14 protein-coding genes are annotated in these 16798 nt (G+C 59.7%); 7 read left to right on the top strand and 7 right to left on the bottom strand.

All coding sequences use genetic code 11. The features are described from left to right. Positions 1-77 precede the first annotated feature (77 nt). Both clpS and clpA read left to right on the top strand, forming a co-directional pair. Entirely contained in the window at positions 78-440 is a 363-nt protein-coding gene (gene clpS, locus ACPF7Z_RS12040) for an ATP-dependent Clp protease adapter ClpS (RefSeq protein WP_425193490.1), read from the top strand. A 96-nt stretch (positions 441-536) separates the two neighbouring features. Next, positions 537-2801, top strand: coding sequence for an ATP-dependent Clp protease ATP-binding subunit ClpA (gene clpA, locus ACPF7Z_RS12035; RefSeq protein WP_425193489.1), 2265 nt, complete (start codon positions 537-539; stop codon positions 2799-2801). Positions 2802-2976: 175 nt separating this feature from the next. Here the strand turns inward: clpA and infA are convergent, their stop codons facing one another. The 3 genes from infA to aat all read right to left on the bottom strand — a co-directional run bounded on the left by infA (position 2977) and on the right by aat (position 4780). Beyond that, on the bottom strand, positions 2977-3195 hold the full coding sequence (gene infA, locus ACPF7Z_RS12030) for a translation initiation factor IF-1 (protein ID WP_013332816.1): 219 nt from the start codon (positions 3193-3195) through the stop codon (positions 2977-2979). A 138-nt stretch (positions 3196-3333) separates the two neighbouring features. After that, positions 3334-4071 carry an arginyltransferase gene (locus tag ACPF7Z_RS12025; RefSeq protein ID WP_425193488.1) on the bottom strand — a complete coding sequence of 246 codons (738 nt, stop codon included), beginning with the start codon at positions 4069-4071 and terminating at the stop codon, positions 3334-3336. Next, positions 4061-4780: a leucyl/phenylalanyl-tRNA--protein transferase gene (gene aat / locus ACPF7Z_RS12020; protein ID WP_425193487.1), complete on the bottom strand. Its 720-nt coding sequence runs from the start codon at positions 4778-4780 to the stop codon at positions 4061-4063. The genes ACPF7Z_RS12025 and aat overlap by 11 nt, the downstream gene beginning before the upstream one ends. Before the next feature lie 262 nt (positions 4781-5042). Here aat and ACPF7Z_RS12015 point away from each other — a divergent pair, with 262 nt between their 5' ends. Both ACPF7Z_RS12015 and lolA read left to right on the top strand, forming a co-directional pair. Beyond that, a complete protein-coding gene (locus ACPF7Z_RS12015) occupies positions 5043-8168 on the top strand; it encodes a DNA translocase FtsK 4TM domain-containing protein (protein ID WP_425193486.1) in 3126 nt (1041 codons plus the stop codon). 138 nt (positions 8169-8306) lie between these two features. Beyond that, on the top strand, positions 8307-8939 hold the full coding sequence (gene lolA, locus ACPF7Z_RS12010; RefSeq protein ID WP_425193485.1) for an outer membrane lipoprotein chaperone LolA: 633 nt from the start codon (positions 8307-8309) through the stop codon (positions 8937-8939). 9 nt (positions 8940-8948) lie between these two features. Here the strand turns inward: lolA and ACPF7Z_RS12005 are convergent, their stop codons facing one another. Both ACPF7Z_RS12005 and ACPF7Z_RS12000 read right to left on the bottom strand, forming a co-directional pair. Continuing rightward, entirely contained in the window at positions 8949-10508 is a 1560-nt protein-coding gene (locus ACPF7Z_RS12005; RefSeq protein ID WP_425193484.1) for a phospholipase D family protein, read from the bottom strand. 51 nt (positions 10509-10559) lie between these two features. Then, positions 10560-11897 (bottom strand): replication-associated recombination protein A, encoded by a 1338-nt coding sequence (locus ACPF7Z_RS12000; protein ID WP_425193483.1) that lies wholly within the window; start codon positions 11895-11897, stop codon positions 10560-10562. Between the two features lie 208 nt (positions 11898-12105). On the opposite strand from ACPF7Z_RS12000, the gene ACPF7Z_RS11995 reads away from it, so the two are divergent. Next, positions 12106-12657, top strand: coding sequence for a hemerythrin domain-containing protein (locus ACPF7Z_RS11995; protein ID WP_425193536.1), 552 nt, complete (start codon positions 12106-12108; stop codon positions 12655-12657). Between the two features lie 23 nt (positions 12658-12680). Here the strand turns inward: ACPF7Z_RS11995 and ACPF7Z_RS11990 are convergent, their stop codons facing one another. Together ACPF7Z_RS11990 and ACPF7Z_RS11985 are read right to left on the bottom strand one after the other, a co-directional pair. Further along, positions 12681-13943: a Y-family DNA polymerase gene (locus ACPF7Z_RS11990; protein ID WP_425193482.1), complete on the bottom strand. Its 1263-nt coding sequence runs from the start codon at positions 13941-13943 to the stop codon at positions 12681-12683. 2 nt (positions 13944-13945) lie between these two features. Beyond that, positions 13946-14386 (bottom strand): LexA family protein, encoded by a 441-nt coding sequence (locus ACPF7Z_RS11985; RefSeq protein WP_425193481.1) that lies wholly within the window; start codon positions 14384-14386, stop codon positions 13946-13948. Between the two features lie 365 nt (positions 14387-14751). On the opposite strand from ACPF7Z_RS11985, the gene murI reads away from it, so the two are divergent. Both murI and trmA read left to right on the top strand, forming a co-directional pair. Further along, positions 14752-15549 (top strand): glutamate racemase, encoded by a 798-nt coding sequence (gene murI, locus ACPF7Z_RS11980; protein ID WP_425193480.1) that lies wholly within the window; start codon positions 14752-14754, stop codon positions 15547-15549. Positions 15550-15582: 33 nt separating this feature from the next. Further along, on the top strand, positions 15583-16707 hold the full coding sequence (gene trmA / locus ACPF7Z_RS11975) for a tRNA (uridine(54)-C5)-methyltransferase TrmA (RefSeq protein WP_425193479.1): 1125 nt from the start codon (positions 15583-15585) through the stop codon (positions 16705-16707). Positions 16708-16798 lie beyond the last annotated feature (91 nt).

The following is a 16798-nucleotide window of genomic DNA, read 5'->3' as shown; positions in this document are numbered from 1 at the left end:
ATTGACAGCGTTGAGTGCACTTCGGCTTGTAATGATGGATTCAGCCTCTTATGTTCAATAAAGATGAGAGATTATCAATGACCGCCGAGGTAATGCCTTTCTGGGGAGGGATGACGCGTCCTCCCGGTACGCAAGAGGATACCGAGGGTGATGTTTCGGTCAGACCGGCGGACCCGGAACTGGAAGAACCACCGCGTTTCAAGGTGATCTTGCATAACGACGATTTCACGCCCATGGAGTTTGTCGTAGAGGTCTTGCAAACGTTCTTCTACATGAATAGCGAGAAGGCCGTACAGGTTATGCTGGCGGTGCATACTCAAGGCAAAGCGACTTGTGGCATCTTCACCCGCGATATTGCCGAGACCAAGAGTCATCTGGTCAACGATTACGCGCGAGAATGCCAACATCCATTGCTGTGCGATATCGACAGGGCCGACTGACGCCTGGCAACGCGACAGTCAGGGGTTGCCAAAAGCCCCGATGTGCCCGATTGTGAAAGTGCCGACGATGCCCGACGCGGCGAAAAGGGGACTGCCATGCTGAGCAAAGAACTTGAATTAACCCTTAATACGGCCTTCACGGTGGCGCGCTCCAAGCGTCATGAATTCATGACCGTTGAGCATCTGCTGTTGGCCCTATTGGATAACGCCTCCGCGGCGGATGTGCTGCGTGCCTGCGGAGCCAACCTGGATAAGTTGCGCTCGGACCTGCAGGACTTCATCAACTCCACCACGCCGCTGATTCCCGAGGGTCAGGAGGATCGTGAGACCCAGCCGACCCTGGGGTTCCAGCGTGTCCTCCAGCGCGCTGTCTTCCATGTGCAATCCTCCGGCAAGAGTGAAGTGACCGGCGCCAACGTGCTGGTGGCGATCTTCTCCGAGCAGGAGAGCCAGGCGGTCTACTTCCTCAAGCAGCAGAACGTGGCCCGCGTGGATGCCGTCAACTACATCGCGCATGGTATCTCCAAGGTGGCGGGGCATGGTCAGCCCTCCTCGCCCTCCCAGGATGCCGAGGAGGGTGAAGAAGGTATGAGCGAAGGCAATACGCACCCACTGACCGGCTATGCGACCAACCTCAACGAGCAAGCCCGTCTGGGCAAGATCGATCCCTTGATCGGACGCGATCACGAGCTCGAGCGCACGGTGCAGATCCTGGCGCGCCGGCGCAAGAACAACCCGTTGCTGGTAGGTGAGGCCGGGGTCGGCAAGACCGCCATCGCCGAGGGGCTGGCCAAGCGCATCGTCGAGGAGGATGTGCCGGATGTGATCAGCGACGCCGTGGTCTATTCCCTGGACATGGGTGCGCTGCTGGCCGGCACCAAGTATCGCGGCGACTTCGAGAAGCGCCTGAAGAGCCTGTTGGCGGAGCTCAAGAAGCAGCCCAACTCGATCCTGTTCATCGATGAGATCCACACGGTGATTGGTGCCGGTGCGGCCTCCGGAGGGGTGATGGACGCCTCGAACCTGCTCAAGCCGCTGCTCTCATCCGGTGAGTTGCGCTGTATTGGCTCGACCACCTTCCAGGAGTTCCGCGGCATCTTCGAAAAGGATCGGGCGCTGGCACGGCGTTTCCAGAAGGTCGATGTGGTGGAGCCTTCCGTCGAAGACACCATACGCATTCTCAAGGGGTTGCGTGGGCGCTTCGAGGAACACCATCAGCTCAAGTACACCGATTCCGCGCTGGATAGCGCTGTGCGTCTGGCGGATCGTTACATCAACGATCGCCACTTGCCGGACAAGGCTATCGACGTGATCGATGAGGCGGGTGCTCATCAGCGGTTATTGCCGATCGAGATGCGGGTACCCACCATCGATGTCGAGCAGGTCGAGGCGATCGTCGCATCGATTGCGCGCATTCCGCCGAAGAGCGTGTCCAGCTCCGATCGCAAGCTGCTGTCGAATCTGGAGCGGGATCTCAAGATGCTGGTGTTCGGTCAGGACGAAGCCATCCAGAGCCTGTCTGCAGCCATCAAGCTGTCTCGGGCCGGGCTCAAGTCTCCCGACAAACCGGTGGGTAGCTTCCTGTTCGCCGGGCCGACCGGGGTGGGTAAGACTGAGGTGGCGCGTCAGCTTGCACTGCTGATGGGCATTGAGCTGGTGCGTTTCGACATGTCCGAGTACATGGAGCGGCACACCGTTTCACGCTTGATCGGTGCGCCCCCGGGCTATGTCGGCTACGACCAGGGTGGTCTGTTGACCGAGGCGATCACCAAACAGCCGCACTGCGTGTTGTTGCTCGACGAGATCGAGAAGGCGCATCCCGAGGTCTTCAACCTGCTGCTGCAGGTCATGGATCATGGCCGCTTGACCGACAACAACGGGCGTGAGGCGGATTTCCGTCATGTCATCGTGATCATGACCTCGAATGCCGGGGCGGAACAGATTTCACGTCGTTCCATCGGCTTCCAGTCTCAGGATCACTCTAGCGATGGCATGGAGATCATCCGCAAGACCTTCACTCCGGAATTCCGTAACCGTCTGGATGGCATCATTCAGTTCCACGGCCTCGCACCCTCCATTGTGCGCAACGTCGTCGACAAGTTCCTGGTCGAGCTACAGGCGCAACTCGACGAGAAACGGGTTCAACTCGATGTCGACGAGCAGGCTCGGGCCTGGTTGGCGGAAAAGGGCTACGATCCAGAGATGGGCGCACGCCCCATGGCACGGGTGCTTCAGGAAAAACTGAAGAAGCCGCTGGCGGAGATGATCCTGTTCGGAGAACTGGCGGAAAACGGAGGGGTGGTTCACGTCACGGTGGATGGCGATGAGCTGCATCTGGCCACGGAGGCGGAACTGGCCTGATCCAGAATCCTTGCAAGAGCTAAGTGGCCTGTGCGGTATGAATCGCCGTACAGGTCACTCAAGCCGAGTGTTTCATCAACAAGTTCGTCAATGACAAGACGCTCTATCGACGATAGGGCGTTTTTCTATGGCGCTGCAATGAAATTGTGTCGAGAGTCGTGTTCGTAAAGATACGTTAACGCGAGCGGTAAACAATACGCCCTTTCGATAGATCGTAGGGTGTCAATTCCACCTTGACCTTGTCCCCTGTCAAGATGCGAATGTAGTTCTTGCGCATCTTGCCCGAAATATGAGCCGTTACTACGTGACCGTTCTCTAATTCGACGCGAAACATGGTGTTGGGCAGAGTGTCGACGACGACACCTTCCATTTCGATATGATCTTCTCTCGCCATCTAGGCTTTTCCTCAGGTGGTTGTCAGATAGTCTTGGTGATGCGATTCGCTAGAACAGCTCATAATCATGCCGTCTTTGCTGTTCAAGATAGCCTGATATTGTGCCGCATGCTGGGCGTCATGGCAAAAAACCGCTGATCATACGGGGATCGTCCGCCGCCAGTGACGTCCATTGAGAAATTCGAGGGGCTTGAAAGCACGTTTATAGTTCATCTTGGGTGCTTCACGTATCCAGTAGCCGAGATAGACGTGAGGCAGCCCGCGTGCCTGAGCCAATTTGACCTGGCTGAGTACGGCAAAGGTACCTAGCGAGCGCCGTTCATGGACGACACTCGGATCGAAAAAGGTGTAAATGGCGGAAAGGCCATGGCTAAGCAGATCGATGGCGGTAACGGCGAGCAACTTTTCCTCGAGACGAAACTCGAGCAAGCGGGCATAGGGGTGTTCGAGAGTGAGGAAGGTCCGGTATTGCTCATGGCTTGGCGGGTACATGTCTCCATCCGCATGGCGGGCACGAATATAGCGTGCATACAAGGCATAATGCTCGGCATCAAAGACCGCTGGGCGCTCAAGTATCTCAAGATCCGCATTGCGACGCATCAGCTTACGCTGAGTACGGCTGGGCACGAAATCATCCACGGGGATGCGCACCGAAATACAAGCGCTACAGCCCTCGCAGTGAGGCCGATACAGGTGTCGTCCGCTGCGTCGGAAACCCAGTAATCCCAACGCATCGTAGACCCCCTGGCCAGGCGATTCCTGGGGATCGAGAAACAGCGTGGTCGCCTCGCGACCGGGCAAGTAACTGCATTCATGCGGGACGGTCAGAAAGAAGCGCAGATCCCGCGTCGGCTGCGGTGGAGCGCTACTGCTCACGGTGATGTCCTCCTGTGATTCTCGACGAAGCGGCCAATTCCCAGGGGATTGCCGGTTGGGCCGTATACTGCTCAAGATAGTCGATGAATTCGTTGCGAGCGATGTCGCGGGCGCCCAGGCTGACCAAATGTGATGTATGCATCTGACAATCGATCAGGCCGCCCCCTTGTGCCTCGAGATGGCGTGCCAGATGCACCAGGGCGACCTTGGAGGCATCGCGTTCATGACTGAACATCGATTCACCGAAGAACATGCGACCCAGGGCAACACCATAAAGACCACCCGCTAGCCGACAGTTTTGCCAGACCTCGATGGAGTGAGCATGGCCCAAGCGGTGTAGACGACAATAGGCATCTATCATGTCCGAGCCGATCCAGGTGCCTTCGGCATCGGCTCTGACGGCGGCGCAGGCGTTGATGACCGCCTCGAAATCCTGATCGAAGGTGATCGTGAAGCCTGCATTGCGCAGACGTTTGGCCAGACTGCGGCGGATGCGGATTTCTTCGGGAAACAGGACCAAACGTGGGTCCGGGCTCCACCACAGAATGGGCTGATCCTGCGAATACCAGGGAAAGATGCCGCGGCGGTAGGCAGCTATCAGCCACTGCGGGGAGAGCTCGCCCCCTGCAGCGAGCAAGCCATTGGGCTCGTCGAGAGCACGACGCGGGTCCGGAAATCCAACGGAGTGAGGCGCAAGCCAAGGGAGCATGGGGGTTCATATTGCTGTACGTTTTGGCTAGTCTGCCGCGCTCGGGCAGTGATCTCAACGTCATTGCAAGACTAGCGTTATTTTACAGTCTGTTCTCCCCCTGTGCTGCATCGCCCAGTCTCGGTATGATATCGGCCTTGGAAAATTAATGTTCCTGCGCGTGAGAGGGGTGGTTCTTCCCCGTAAAGGCAATATCCCCAGAAAGGTGATAGCAGGCGTGCAGGTTGAAGAGGGGCATCATTTGAGTGTCAAGAAGAAACCCGTGAATCGTCGGCAGTCCACGGCACAGGCCAAGGAAAAAGCGCGTCGTTTCGGTCTGCGCCTGCAAGGCTCGACCCGGGAAGGCGTCGTCATTCTGCTATTGGCGGCCTGTGTGTTCCTGCTGCTGGCGCTGTTCAGTTACACGCCTGGGGACCCCGGCTGGTCACATAGTGGTCCTGAGCAGGCGGTTGCCAATTGGATGGGGCGTATCGGTGCCTGGTTGGCGGATGTTCTGTACTCGCTGTTTGGCGCCAGTGCCCTGTGGTGGCCGGGCATGCTGGGTTTTGCCGCCTGGCGACTGATGCGGCGTCGGGAAGTACGTCTGGAGTGGGATTCCACCGCGCTGGCGGTCAGGGCTGGCGGATTCATGCTGCTACTGCTGGCGACCACGACGCTGGGAGCGCTGCATTTCTACAATTCGGCGAGCGAGCTTCCCTACTCCGCCGGCGGCATCTTGGGAGAGGGGCTTCGTGATGCGCTGGTACCACTGGTCGGCCTGCGCGGGGCGACATTGTTGGCGCTAGCCTCTTTTCTATGTGGTTTTCCGCTTTTCAGTGGCTTGTCATGGCTGACGGTCATGGATGAGTTGGGAATGCGCGCGCAGCGCCTTTTGGGCTGGCTACGGAGCCAGTTCGGCGGTGCCCGGGAACAGCTGGCTCGCCACCGCGAACCGCGGCAAGAGCGCGCTGTCCGGCATTCCGCCTTGGACGACGAGGCGATGCAGGATCAGGATGAGATGCCGTCCTGGTGGAAACGGTGGTTTCGGCGTGGTCGTGACAAAGGGCAGGGGCCACGTTTGGATCATTGGCAGGCTGAACCGGCGCTGGCCGGTGGTAGACGCCTGGAGCCACGATTAGATACCGAACAAGAAGAGCCATCCTTTGCCGGGGGCGGCATGTCTCTGCGTGCCGAGCGTGACACCGGCACGTCCATTCCCTGGGATGTACCGGCGCAGACGCCCTCCGCCAAGCAGCCTGGGGCTGCCTATACCACCCAGGAAGCGCGGGTCCGGTCGGCTTTCAGTGCTACGCCCTCACAATCCGATACGCAAACCACGACGCCTCGAACAGAACAGGCCAGGCAACACAGCGACGATACGCCGGAGCCGAGAATTCCGGCCAGCCTGGCGCGGCCAATACAGGCTGACCGGTCTGAACCTTCAATATCATCCCCGTCATCATCAGCGACGCGGCAATCGTCGGCACTTGAGCAATCGACACGGGAGACCCCACCGGGGCGTGCCGATGAGCCGCGCGCGTTTGCGTCATCGGCGTCATCGCCTCACTCAGCGACTCGTCAAGGGTCGCCGGATATCGACTGGAACGAATGGGATGAGCAGGACGATGCGGCGGATGACGAGCCCCGCCTGACCTGGGGTGATGCAACCTCTGCCTCGGGGACGGCGTCAATGGCTGATAATGACACCCAGGCGACGGCCTCCTGGTCTGACGAGGATACCGGCGATACGCAGGCACAGGAAGCCGATCGTACAGTTGGGCAGGTCGCCACTGCCGAGCAGGCACGGCAAGCCACCGCCGATCCGCAAGGGCCAGCCCTGTGGACGGTGGAGCATCTACAGAATCAGCGTCCAACGATGGGAGATCCCTCCGCCGAGCCCGATGGTGATCTGCCGTCGATGCGTCTGCTGACACCGCCGGACCCGGCGAAACCCAACTACACACCGCAGCAACTTGCAGACATGGCGGAACTGCTGGAAACGCGGCTGCGGGAGTACGGCGTCAAGGCCGAGGTGGTGGAGACCTGGCCCGGGCCGGTCATTACGCGCTTCGAGATCAAACCGGCCGCCGGGGTCAAGGTCTCCAAGATCAGCAATCTGGCCAAGGATCTGGCCCGTTCGCTGATGGTCAAGAGCGTGCGGGTGGTCGAGGTGATTCCCGGTCGCCCCACGGTGGGCATCGAGATTCCCAACCCCAATCGGGCGATGATTCGCCTGCGCGAGGTCACTGATTCGGATGCCTTCCAGCAGCCCGGCTCGGCGTTGACCCTGGCTCTGGGTCACGACATCGGTGGTGGACCGGTAGTGGCCAACCTGGGCAAGATGCCGCACCTGCTGGTGGCCGGTACTACCGGCTCGGGCAAGTCCGTGGGTGTCAACGCCATGCTCATTTCAATGCTGCTCAAGGCGACGCCGGACGAGGTGCGCATGATCATGGTCGACCCCAAGATGCTCGAGTTGTCGGTTTACGACGGCATTCCGCATCTGCTCGCGCCGGTGGTCACCGACATGAAGGAGGCCGCCAACAGCCTGCGCTGGTGCGTGGCGGAGATGGAGCGCCGCTACAAGCTGATGGCGGCGATGGGCGTGCGCAACATCGCCGGCTTCAATGCCAAGCTCGATGAGGCCGAGCGGGCGGGGGCGCAGGTGGCCGACCCGCTATGGGAGCCTCAACCCTGGCAAATGCATGAGCAGCCGCCGATACTCGAGAAACTGCCCTATATCGTCGTGGTGATCGACGAGTTCGCCGACATGTTCATGATTGTCGGCAAGAAGGTCGAAGAGTTGATCGCACGGCTGGCGCAGAAGGCGCGGGCCGCGGGCATTCACCTCATTCTTGCCACCCAGCGTCCGTCCGTGGATGTGGTCACCGGGCTGATCAAGGCCAACATCCCGACCCGCATGGCGTTCCAGGTCTCCTCCAAGGTCGATTCGCGCACGATTCTCGACCAGGGCGGGGCCGAGGCGCTGCTGGGCCATGGCGACATGCTCTATCTGCCGGCGGGCTCCGGCATGCCAACGCGGGTACACGGCGCCTTCGTCGATGACGACGAAGTCCATCGGGTCGTCGAGGACTGGAAGCGTCGTGGTGAGCCGGAGTACATCGAGGAAATTCTCACCGGCGGCGTGAACGCCGATGCCCTGACCGGACTCGAGGCCGAGGGCGGTGGCGATGGCGAGGATGCGGAACAGGATGCCCTCTATGACGAGGCGGTGATGTTCGTTACCGAATCGCGGCGCGCGTCGATTTCCGCGGTACAGCGGCGCTTCAAGATCGGCTACAACCGTGCCGCACGGCTCGTCGAGTCGATGGAATCCGCCGGTGTCGTCTCTTCGATGGGCAGTAATGGGAGTCGGGAGGTATTGGCACCACCGCCGGTAGGCGATTGAATAAATGCCTGCGCGAGCGCAATCATGCAATCAATGAGAAAACAGTGATTTCGTGACAGTCATCGTCTCGATAGAGCGGTCAATGAAGCGATACGGCAATCAACAGCCATAGGTCAGATGTCGAACAAAGGAGCAGGCATGAAGGTGTCAAACAGACTGGCAGCAATGGGAATGGCACTGATGATGCCACTGGCCGCGAGTGCCGACGAGCAGGCTGCCTCGCGGTTGACGACGCTGCTCGAGCCGCTTGAAACCTATTCCGCTGAGTTCGAGCAGCAGATCCTCGATAGTTCCGGTTCCCGATTGCAGAGCGCCGAGGGCACCATGTGGCTATCGCGTCCCGGCAAGTTCCGCTGGGAAGTCGATGAGCCGTACCAGCAGGTGGTGGTCTCCGATGGCGAAGAGGTCTATCTGTACGACCCGGACCTGGCTCAGGTGACGGTTCAGCCGTTGGATACCCGGGTGACCCACACACCGGCACTGCTACTTTCGGGTAGCGCCGATGCCCTGGGTAAGGATTACGAGGTGGAACGTCAGCAGCAGGGGGCCACCGAGACCTTCACCTTGGTACCCAAGAGCCCCGATACGCTGTTCGAGCAACTCAAGCTCGTCTTCCATTCCGAACAATTGAGAGGATTGCGCATGAGTGACAGTACCGGACAGCAGACAACCATCAGCTTTCAGGACCCTCAGCACAATCAGTCCATCGACCCAGCCAAGTTCGAGTTCAAGATCCCCGAAAATGCGGATGTAATTCGCGAGTCGCGCTGAGGATCGCTTTTACAGCAGCCAATCGATGGGCAACAAAGCGAAGAACCTGACAGACAGGCGTTTCCACCAGGAGGTATTGGGTTCGGTGTCGTAGCGTTTGTTCTGACCGTCCTCCTGGTCAAGCCAATATAGATCGCTCCTCTCGTCAAGCCGGGCTCGGTAGGCGCGGGTGGGGATCTCCTGCTCGAAGGTGCGGTGCAAGGCCTGGGCGATGCCCGGGTCCTCGATCAGAAAACCCAGTTCGGTGTTGAAGGTCGCCGAGCGCGGATCGAAATTGAACGAACCGATGAACAGTGTCTCGCCATCCAGGCCGAAGGTCTTGGCATGCAGGCTGGAACTGGAGCTGCTCAAGGGGCCGGGGCTGGCGCTGGGAGGCGCGTTTTTTTCGCCGGCATGCATCTCGTACAGTGCAACCCCTGCGTCGAGTAGCGGCTTGCGCCATTTGGCATAGCCCGCGTGCACCATTGCGACGTCCGTGGCGGCCAGAGAGTTGGTGAGCACGTTGATGTTCACACCCTGGTCGGCCAGATCGGTCAGCAATCGTGTACCACGCTTGGTGGGCACGAAATAGGCGGACACGATATCAAGCGAGCGTTCGCTGCTCAGGATGATGTCGTATAGCTGATCGATCAGATGGCCTTGCTTGGGCGCCCTGCCGAGTCCCTTGGCGGGATCGTCGCTTAGGAGTCTTGTAGGAGCCCAGACGAGATCGAGCTCGCCGCTGAGCAGTTGAGTGACGGTGCGGTTTTCTTCGAGTGCCTTGATGTAGGTCTGGGCATTTTGCTGCTGCTTGATGCGTGCCGTTTTTGACGATAGCTCATCCAATACGCCGGGAGAGGCGGTGGGCAACAGTCGGTCTACCGGATAGGCCGAGCCGCTGGCCCAGTAACGATCGAAATCCTCGGATACCTCCTGTACCACCGGCCCCACGGCCAATACATCGAGATCGGAAAATAGCGTGCCATCGGTGGCGCCGAAATACTCATCGCCGATATTGCGTCCACCGACGATGGTGGCCTGGTTGTCTGCGGTGAAGGACTTGTTGTGCATGCGCCGATTGGTTCTGGAAAAGTCCGTGACGAAGCCAATCCATGGAAGGCTGCGATGCTTGAAGGGGTTGAACAGACGCACCTGTACATTGGGGTGCTCAGCCAGGGCCGCCAGAGTGGTATCCGCAAGGCCGTTGCCGAGATCGTCCAGCAGCAGGCGCACTCGAACCCCGCGCTGGGCGGCATCGTACAGCGCCTGCAATAGCAGTGTTCCCGTCAGGTCGTTTTCCCAGATGTAGTACTGCACGTCCAGGGAGCGCTCGGCGGCTTGGGCAAGCAGGGCCCTGGCGGCGAAGGCGCCGCGAGGATCGTCGAGCAGATAGAGGCCGCTGACGCCGTCATACTCTTCCGTACGTTCGCTGACCGACTGGCCGAGTTGCGTCTCCCTGGCCTCTTCGATGGGCAGGAAGGAGGATTGTGGTCGGTCCTCGAGTTCGGGTAATGACGTGCATCCGCTCAACAGCGATAGGCTGAGCAAGGATGCAGTGACGCCGAAGGCCGGCGTGTATGTCGAGGGCATGAGAATGTCCTTTTCTTTTTGAGTCCTGGCTGGATTTCAGCGCTGATCGGTTTAGCGATTCTTGTCGGCCTGCTCGTCCAATTGCGCGCGATAGTCCTGCATCTGCTTGAAGCGCTTCTCCTGGCCATGTTCGCTGGGTGCGAAGAAGCGTGTTTTCGGCAATTCGGTCGGCCAGCAATCGTGGGCGCTGCCTGCGGGGTAACCATCAGGCTCCCTGTGGGCGTAGCGATAGCCTTCACCATGCCCCAGGGAGGCCATCAGTTTGGTCGGGGCGTTGCGTAGATAGATGGGGACTTCCAGATCCGGATGTTCGGCGGCGAATTTCTTGGCACCCTGCCAGGCACGTTCGATGGCATTGCTCTTGGGCGCCACCGCCAGATGAATGGCGGCGTGGGCGATGGCCCGCTGGCCTTCATAGTCACCCAGGCGTAGATAGGCGTCCCAGGCGGCGATGACCAGAGGAAGGGCGCGCGGCTCGGCGTTGCCGACATCCTCGGAGGCGATGGCGGACAGTCGGCGGACGACATCCAGTGGATCGCCGCCACCCTGCATGAACTGCGCCATGTACAGCAGTGCCGCATCAGGCCGGGACGAACGGATCGATTTATGGATTGCCGAGAGCAGGTCGTAATAGTGATCGCCCTGTTTATCAAAGGCGCTGGCCTGATGGCCGATCACTTCCTGCAGTGCATCCTTGTTCAGTCGCTCATGCTCTCCCTCGGGATGGGTGAAATCACACGCGGTTTCCAGCAGGCCGAGGGCGCGCCGGGCATCGCCACCACTGGCGCGAACGAGCATCGTCAGCACCTCCTCCTCAGCCTGAATATGGCGCTTGCCTAGCCCGCGCTCCTCGTCCACGAGAGCATGGCGCAGCACCTTGAGCAACTCGCTCTCGTCGAGTCTCTTCAGCACATAGACGCGTGCTCGCGACAATAGCGCCGAGTTGACCTCGAAAGAGGGATTCTCCGTCGTCGCACCGATCAGTGTCAGCAAACCGGATTCCACATGGGGCAGCAAGGCGTCCTGTTGACTCTTGTTGAGGCGATGAATCTCATCGAGAAACAGCACGGTAGGGCGCTGTTGGCTCTGGGCGGCCCGTGCACGCTCAACGGCGGCGCGAATCTCCTTGACTCCCGCCATGACGGCCGACATATGCTCGAGTTGAGCGCCAGAGGCTTCGGCCAGTATCTCCGCCAAGGTGGTCTTGCCCACGCCCGGCGGACCCCATAAGATCATCGAGCGCAGTACGCCACTTTCTGCCATGCGCCGCAAGGGTTTATCGGGGCCGACCAATGCCTGCTGGCCGGCGTAGTCGTCAAGGCTTCGGGGGCGCATGCGAAAAGCTAATGGGGCGCTGTCGTGCTGGGCGTGCTGACTGAACAGATCCATGTGCATGACTCGTGATGAAGAGATCAAAGTGGCCAATCCTAACTGATCAGAATCGGTGATAGAGGCTTTGTAACAATTTAAACGAGCGTAATATGCTAGTAACGACTAGGGTAAACATTCGAGTCGAGAACGCGCACTTTACGTCGCTATCTGATTGACCCTGTTGTCTGGCCCTTCAGGCCTAAGTAAAGGAGATTCCACCATGCCTATGCTGACTCAGTTGCGGCGGGATCATGCCAACATGGCGAGGTTACTGCATGTGCTGTCCCTCAAGCACAAGACACTGGACCATGGCGATCGGCCTGATTTTCATCTGGTGCGAGAAGTGGTGGACTACATTCTCGATTACATGAATACCTTTACCATACCGTTGGAGCGGCTCTACAGCGAACACCTGCTGGCCAAGGCGCCGGAGGCCGACGAGTTGAGCCGCCGCTTGGCCAACGATTATCAGGCGCTGCACAAGCGTCTCAATCAGCTATCCGATAACCTCGACATGATCCTGATGGACGCCGTGGTGCCAATGGATCGTTTCGCCAATGACCTCAAGGCGTATCTCGACGCGCATCGGGCCTATCTGCGAGCGGAGCGCGAACAGCTATTTCCGCTCTTTCGTGAATATCTGACCGATGAGGATCAGTTGCGTCTGCTCAAGATGCTGCCCTCGGGAGCGGAGGCCAGCCTTGCACGTCTGCAGGAGGACTATCCTCAACTGTATGCCGAGTTCAAGGAGGCGCCATCACCTTTTGCCCGGGAGTAAAGGCTGGACGATGGCCGTCGGCATCAGCCCGCCCGCACGCTGGGTAGTTCGTCCCAGCGTGTCGTGTAACGCGCGGAACGATGACGGCTATTCATGCGCCACGCGCTCTGCTGGTGCTGTACTCCCAAGGTCAATGCCTCGCGCCCGTAGCGGTGACGAATGGCGTCCCAGGCCTGCATCAATGCTTCCTGACGTCTCGGCTCGGCGCCATCGAGCAGCGACGCCTGACTATAGCGGCGCGGGCTCAGTTCCACCAGCATGACCCCCAGCTTCTGATAGGCATGACCCGGGCGCCACAAATGATCGAGCAAGCGTTGGGCCTGGCGATTGAGTCTCAGGGTGTCGGCACTGGGAAACGGCAACGCCGTCCATAGCGGGTGGTGTTGTTGCGGGCCTGACCGATGGCGACTGGTGCGCAGGAAGACACCGATGGCACCGGCCAGCATATCGTCGCGGCGCAGCTTTTCACCGGCGCGCTGGCAATGATGGCGAAGGGCCTCGCTAAGTTGCTCGCGATCGTTCAGCAGGCGACCGAAGGAACGGGAACACAGGATGCTACGCCGTGGCGTATCCAGATCCTGGGCGTCCAGGCAGGGCGTTCCCTTGAGCTCACTAGCCGTTCGCGCCACCACCACATTGAAACGCTTGCGCAGCCAGGACTCGGGTGCATCACGCAGGGCCGCTGCGTTGCCGATGTTCAGATCCGTCAGTTGCAATGCCAGCCGTGCACCGATGCCCCATACGGCCTTGACGGGCAGCTGGCGCAAACGGTGATCGAGTTCGGATGCGGCGGCATCGGGCCAGACACAGACCTGGGGCCGGCTCGACATGCGTTTGGCCTGATGATTGGCCAGCTTGGCCAAGGTGCGGGTCGGGGCAATACCCAGCGACACGGGCAAACCCACATGACGCTCCACGGTTCGTACCAGGTCGTGCCCCAGTGTCTCAAGATCACCACTCAGACCGCGCAGATCAAGAAAGCACTCGTCGATGGAATAGGGTTCCAGGGCCGGCACGCACTGGGACAGGACACGCTGCACCCGCCCCGAAAGATCGCCATAAAGCGCATAGTTGGACGACTTGAGTACAAGTCTTTTGCGCTGGGCAGGGGGAATCTGGTGCGCCGGCATGCCCATGGCCACCCCCAGTGTCTTGAGTTCTTCGGAGCGGGCGATCACGCAGCCATCGTTGTTCGACAGCACACCAACCGGCATGCCTTCCAGTCGGGGGTCGAACAGTCGCTCACAGCTGACGAAGAAGTTGTTGCAATCGATGAGGGCGTACATGCTCAGCCTGTCCTACTGCAATCATGGATGACATGGCAGACCAGCCCCCACAGTCGGCAGTCGTTGTGGTCTTCCAGTGGCAGGCGCGCCTGTCGGTTATCGCCGCCGCGCAACCACCAGCGCGACCCCTGACCCTCCAGCTGATACAGCGCCAGCTCGCCATCGATGACGGCCACCACCCAATGACCGGCCGCGGCGGTGCAGGAACGGTCGACGATCAGCAGGTCGCCGTCGTGAAAGCCGACACTTTTCAGGTTATTGCCCGTTATTCGCATGAAAAAGGTCGAGGCGGGATGAGGGATCAAGTGCTGATTGAGGTCCAGCGGGGCTTCCTGGTAATCGTCCGCCGGTGAGGGAAAGCCGCTGGCGCCTCGACGTTCTACGGATTGCGAGAGAGGCATTGCTGTATGGGACAAGGTGTCGGCGAAATGGCTGATGCCCATATGATTCTCCAAGGGTAACAAGTGTCGGCGAATGTATACTGTAAAAATAACCAGTATTTGTTCTGTCGGCAAGCTCCATGGGTATTATCGGGTGCATACGAGCGAGTTCAGTGGTGAATCAGGTTCCTTCAAGGCGCCGTGAGCGACGGTAGGGCTGAGCATTTTTAGGAGTTGAGCAATGCCGCCCAGCGAGATCTGGTATGCCAGTGGGGAGATCGTTTTATAGCCGTATGCAACTCAATATCGGGCCCCGGGCTTTCCAGGGATTCATGAACGATCTTTACCCTCGTGATACGTTAGAATACGCGCTATCTGCTTGAAGGAAGCGAAGGGCAGTAGGCAAACGTTTTCAGAAAGAGTGCTCGATGAGCGGTCCGATTCTTGTCTTCGATTCCGGCGTCGGCGGCCTGTCGGTCGCCGCCGCCCTGCGTCAACGGCTGCCTCGGGCGGCGCTGGCCTATGTCTGCGACAACGCCATGCTGCCCTATGGCACCAAGCCGGATGCCTGGCTGGTGGCACGCATCGCAGATGTCTGCTGCGCCGCGGTAGCGGCGAGTGGCGCCAGTGCCCTGGTGGTCGCCTGTAACACCGCCAGTACTCTGGCACTGCGCGAGCTGCGTGCCCGTCTGAGCATTCCCGTGATCGGTACGGTACCGGCCATCAAGCCCGCGGCGAGGGCGACACGTAGCGCTACCTTCGGTTTGCTCGCGACCTCGGCGACGGTTCGTCGGCCCTATACCGATACCCTGATACGTGATTTCGCCGCACACTGTCGCATCATCCGGGTGGCTGCGGATACCTTGGTGGTTCAAGCCGAGCGCAAGCTTCGCGGCGAAAGAGTGGACATCGTCGAGATAGACCGCGAGTTGGCACCGTTCTGGGTCGTTGGCGAGCTCGATACCGTGGTGCTGGGCTGTACCCATTTTCCGCTGTTGCGTGACGAATTGAATGCCTGTGCCCCACGTCCGATCACCTGGATCGATTCGGGAGATGCAATTGCTCGACGTGTCGAAAGTGTCGTGACCTCGATCGAGCATGCCAGTGAAACCGGGCCGGCCTGGGCCAGCGCCCCGGGGCCGGCGCTGACCAAGGCACTAAAGGCTCATGGCTTTGACTCACCGCAGATTTTACAGGCATTGTCGGCGCCTTTGCCTCTGGAGTGACGTCATCATTTGTCATTTTGTCGAGGAGACCTCGTGGCCATCCCCGTTGTCGAACCTGAACACTACCCCCAGCAGTTGAAAGCCAAGCGTGACACCATCACGCGGCGTTTCGCTCATCTCCATCCGCCGCCGCTGGAGGTCTTTGCCTCGCCGCCCAGCCACTTTCGCCAGCGCTGTGAATTTCGTCTGTGGCATGAGGGCGACGATCTGTTCTACGCCATGTTCGAGGTCGATCCTGCCGACCTGGGCAGTAAAAAGATTGTTCGACTCGACCAGTATCCCGTCGCGAGCCGGCGCATCAATGAGCTGATGCCGCAGCTGATCGAGGCGTTGCGAGGCGATACCGTGCTGCGACGCAAGCTGTTTCAGGTAGAGTTTCTGACCACCCTGGCCGGTGAAGCGCTCATCACCCTGATCTATCACCGTCCCCTGGATGATACCTGGGAGCAAAAGGCGCGGGCCCTGCAAGAGCGCTTGAACGTCATGATCATCGGTCGTGCCCGCAAACAGCGACGCGTGCTCGAACGCGACCATGTCTGGGAACGACTGGCGTTGGATGATGATCGCGAGTTCGTCTATCAACAGGTGGAAAACAGTTTCACCCAACCCAATGCAGAGGTCGGTCGCAAGATGCTGTCCTGGGCACGAGAGGTGACCCGAGGCAGTCAGCAAGGCGATCTGGTGGAGCTTTACTGCGGCAATGGTAATTTCACCGTGGCTCTGGCGGAGAATTTTCGCCGGGTGTTGGCCACCGAAATCTCGCGTACCGCGGTGGCGTCGGCCCAGGTCAATCTCGCGGCTAACGGCATCGACAATGCAGTGGTGGCACGGATGTCCGCCGAGGAATTCGCCCAGGCCTTGGCCGATAAAAAGGCGGGGGAGAAGGGTGGCAGACGGGTAAGTGCCATGGCACTGGAGGACTACGCGTTCACCACGGTGCTGGTCGATCCTCCTCGAGCCGGACTCGACGAGAGCAGTTGCGAACAACTGCGTGATTATTCTCGTATCGTCTATATCTCCTGCAACCCCGATACGTTGCTCATCAATCTCGAACAGCTCAAGGACACTCATGCCATCGCGCGTATGGCGCTGTTCGATCAGTTTCCCTGGACCGATCATTGTGAATGCGGGGTGCTGCTCGAACGACGCACGGTTTGAGGGCAATGCACGTCCGGCATGCGCCATGAAGAAGCGGGCATGTCGATAGGGTCGGCCAGTTAAGCTAGAGTAAACTCACACGCATGCACAG

It is taken from the genome of Halomonas sp. GXIMD04776, assembly GCF_049808615.1.
GTDB lineage: Bacteria > Pseudomonadota > Gammaproteobacteria > Pseudomonadales > Halomonadaceae > Modicisalibacter.
This window is presented reverse-complemented; position numbering and strand designations above follow the sequence as displayed.

What these genes read in the sequence shown, in the direction of transcription:
- clpS (WP_425193490.1), top strand. Translation starts at nt 78, where the DNA reads ATGACCGCCGAGGTAATGCCTTTCTGGGGAGGGATGACGCGTCCTCCC.
- clpA (WP_425193489.1), top strand. Translation starts at nt 537, where the DNA reads ATGCTGAGCAAAGAACTTGAATTAACCCTTAATACGGCCTTCACGGTG.
- infA (WP_013332816.1), bottom strand. Translation starts at nt 3,195, where the DNA reads ATGGCGAGAGAAGATCATATCGAAATGGAAGGTGTCGTCGTCGACACT.
- aat (WP_425193487.1), bottom strand. Translation starts at nt 4,780, where the DNA reads ATGCTCCCTTGGCTTGCGCCTCACTCCGTTGGATTTCCGGACCCGCGT.
- lolA (WP_425193485.1), top strand. Translation starts at nt 8,307, where the DNA reads ATGAAGGTGTCAAACAGACTGGCAGCAATGGGAATGGCACTGATGATG.
- ACPF7Z_RS12005 (WP_425193484.1), bottom strand. Translation starts at nt 10,508, where the DNA reads ATGCCCTCGACATACACGCCGGCCTTCGGCGTCACTGCATCCTTGCTC.
- ACPF7Z_RS12000 (WP_425193483.1), bottom strand. Translation starts at nt 11,897, where the DNA reads ATGGATCTGTTCAGTCAGCACGCCCAGCACGACAGCGCCCCATTAGCT.
- ACPF7Z_RS11995 (WP_425193536.1), top strand. Translation starts at nt 12,106, where the DNA reads ATGCTGACTCAGTTGCGGCGGGATCATGCCAACATGGCGAGGTTACTG.
- ACPF7Z_RS11990 (WP_425193482.1), bottom strand. Translation starts at nt 13,943, where the DNA reads ATGTACGCCCTCATCGATTGCAACAACTTCTTCGTCAGCTGTGAGCGA.
- ACPF7Z_RS11985 (WP_425193481.1), bottom strand. Translation starts at nt 14,386, where the DNA reads ATGGGCATCAGCCATTTCGCCGACACCTTGTCCCATACAGCAATGCCT.
- murI (WP_425193480.1), top strand. Translation starts at nt 14,752, where the DNA reads ATGAGCGGTCCGATTCTTGTCTTCGATTCCGGCGTCGGCGGCCTGTCG.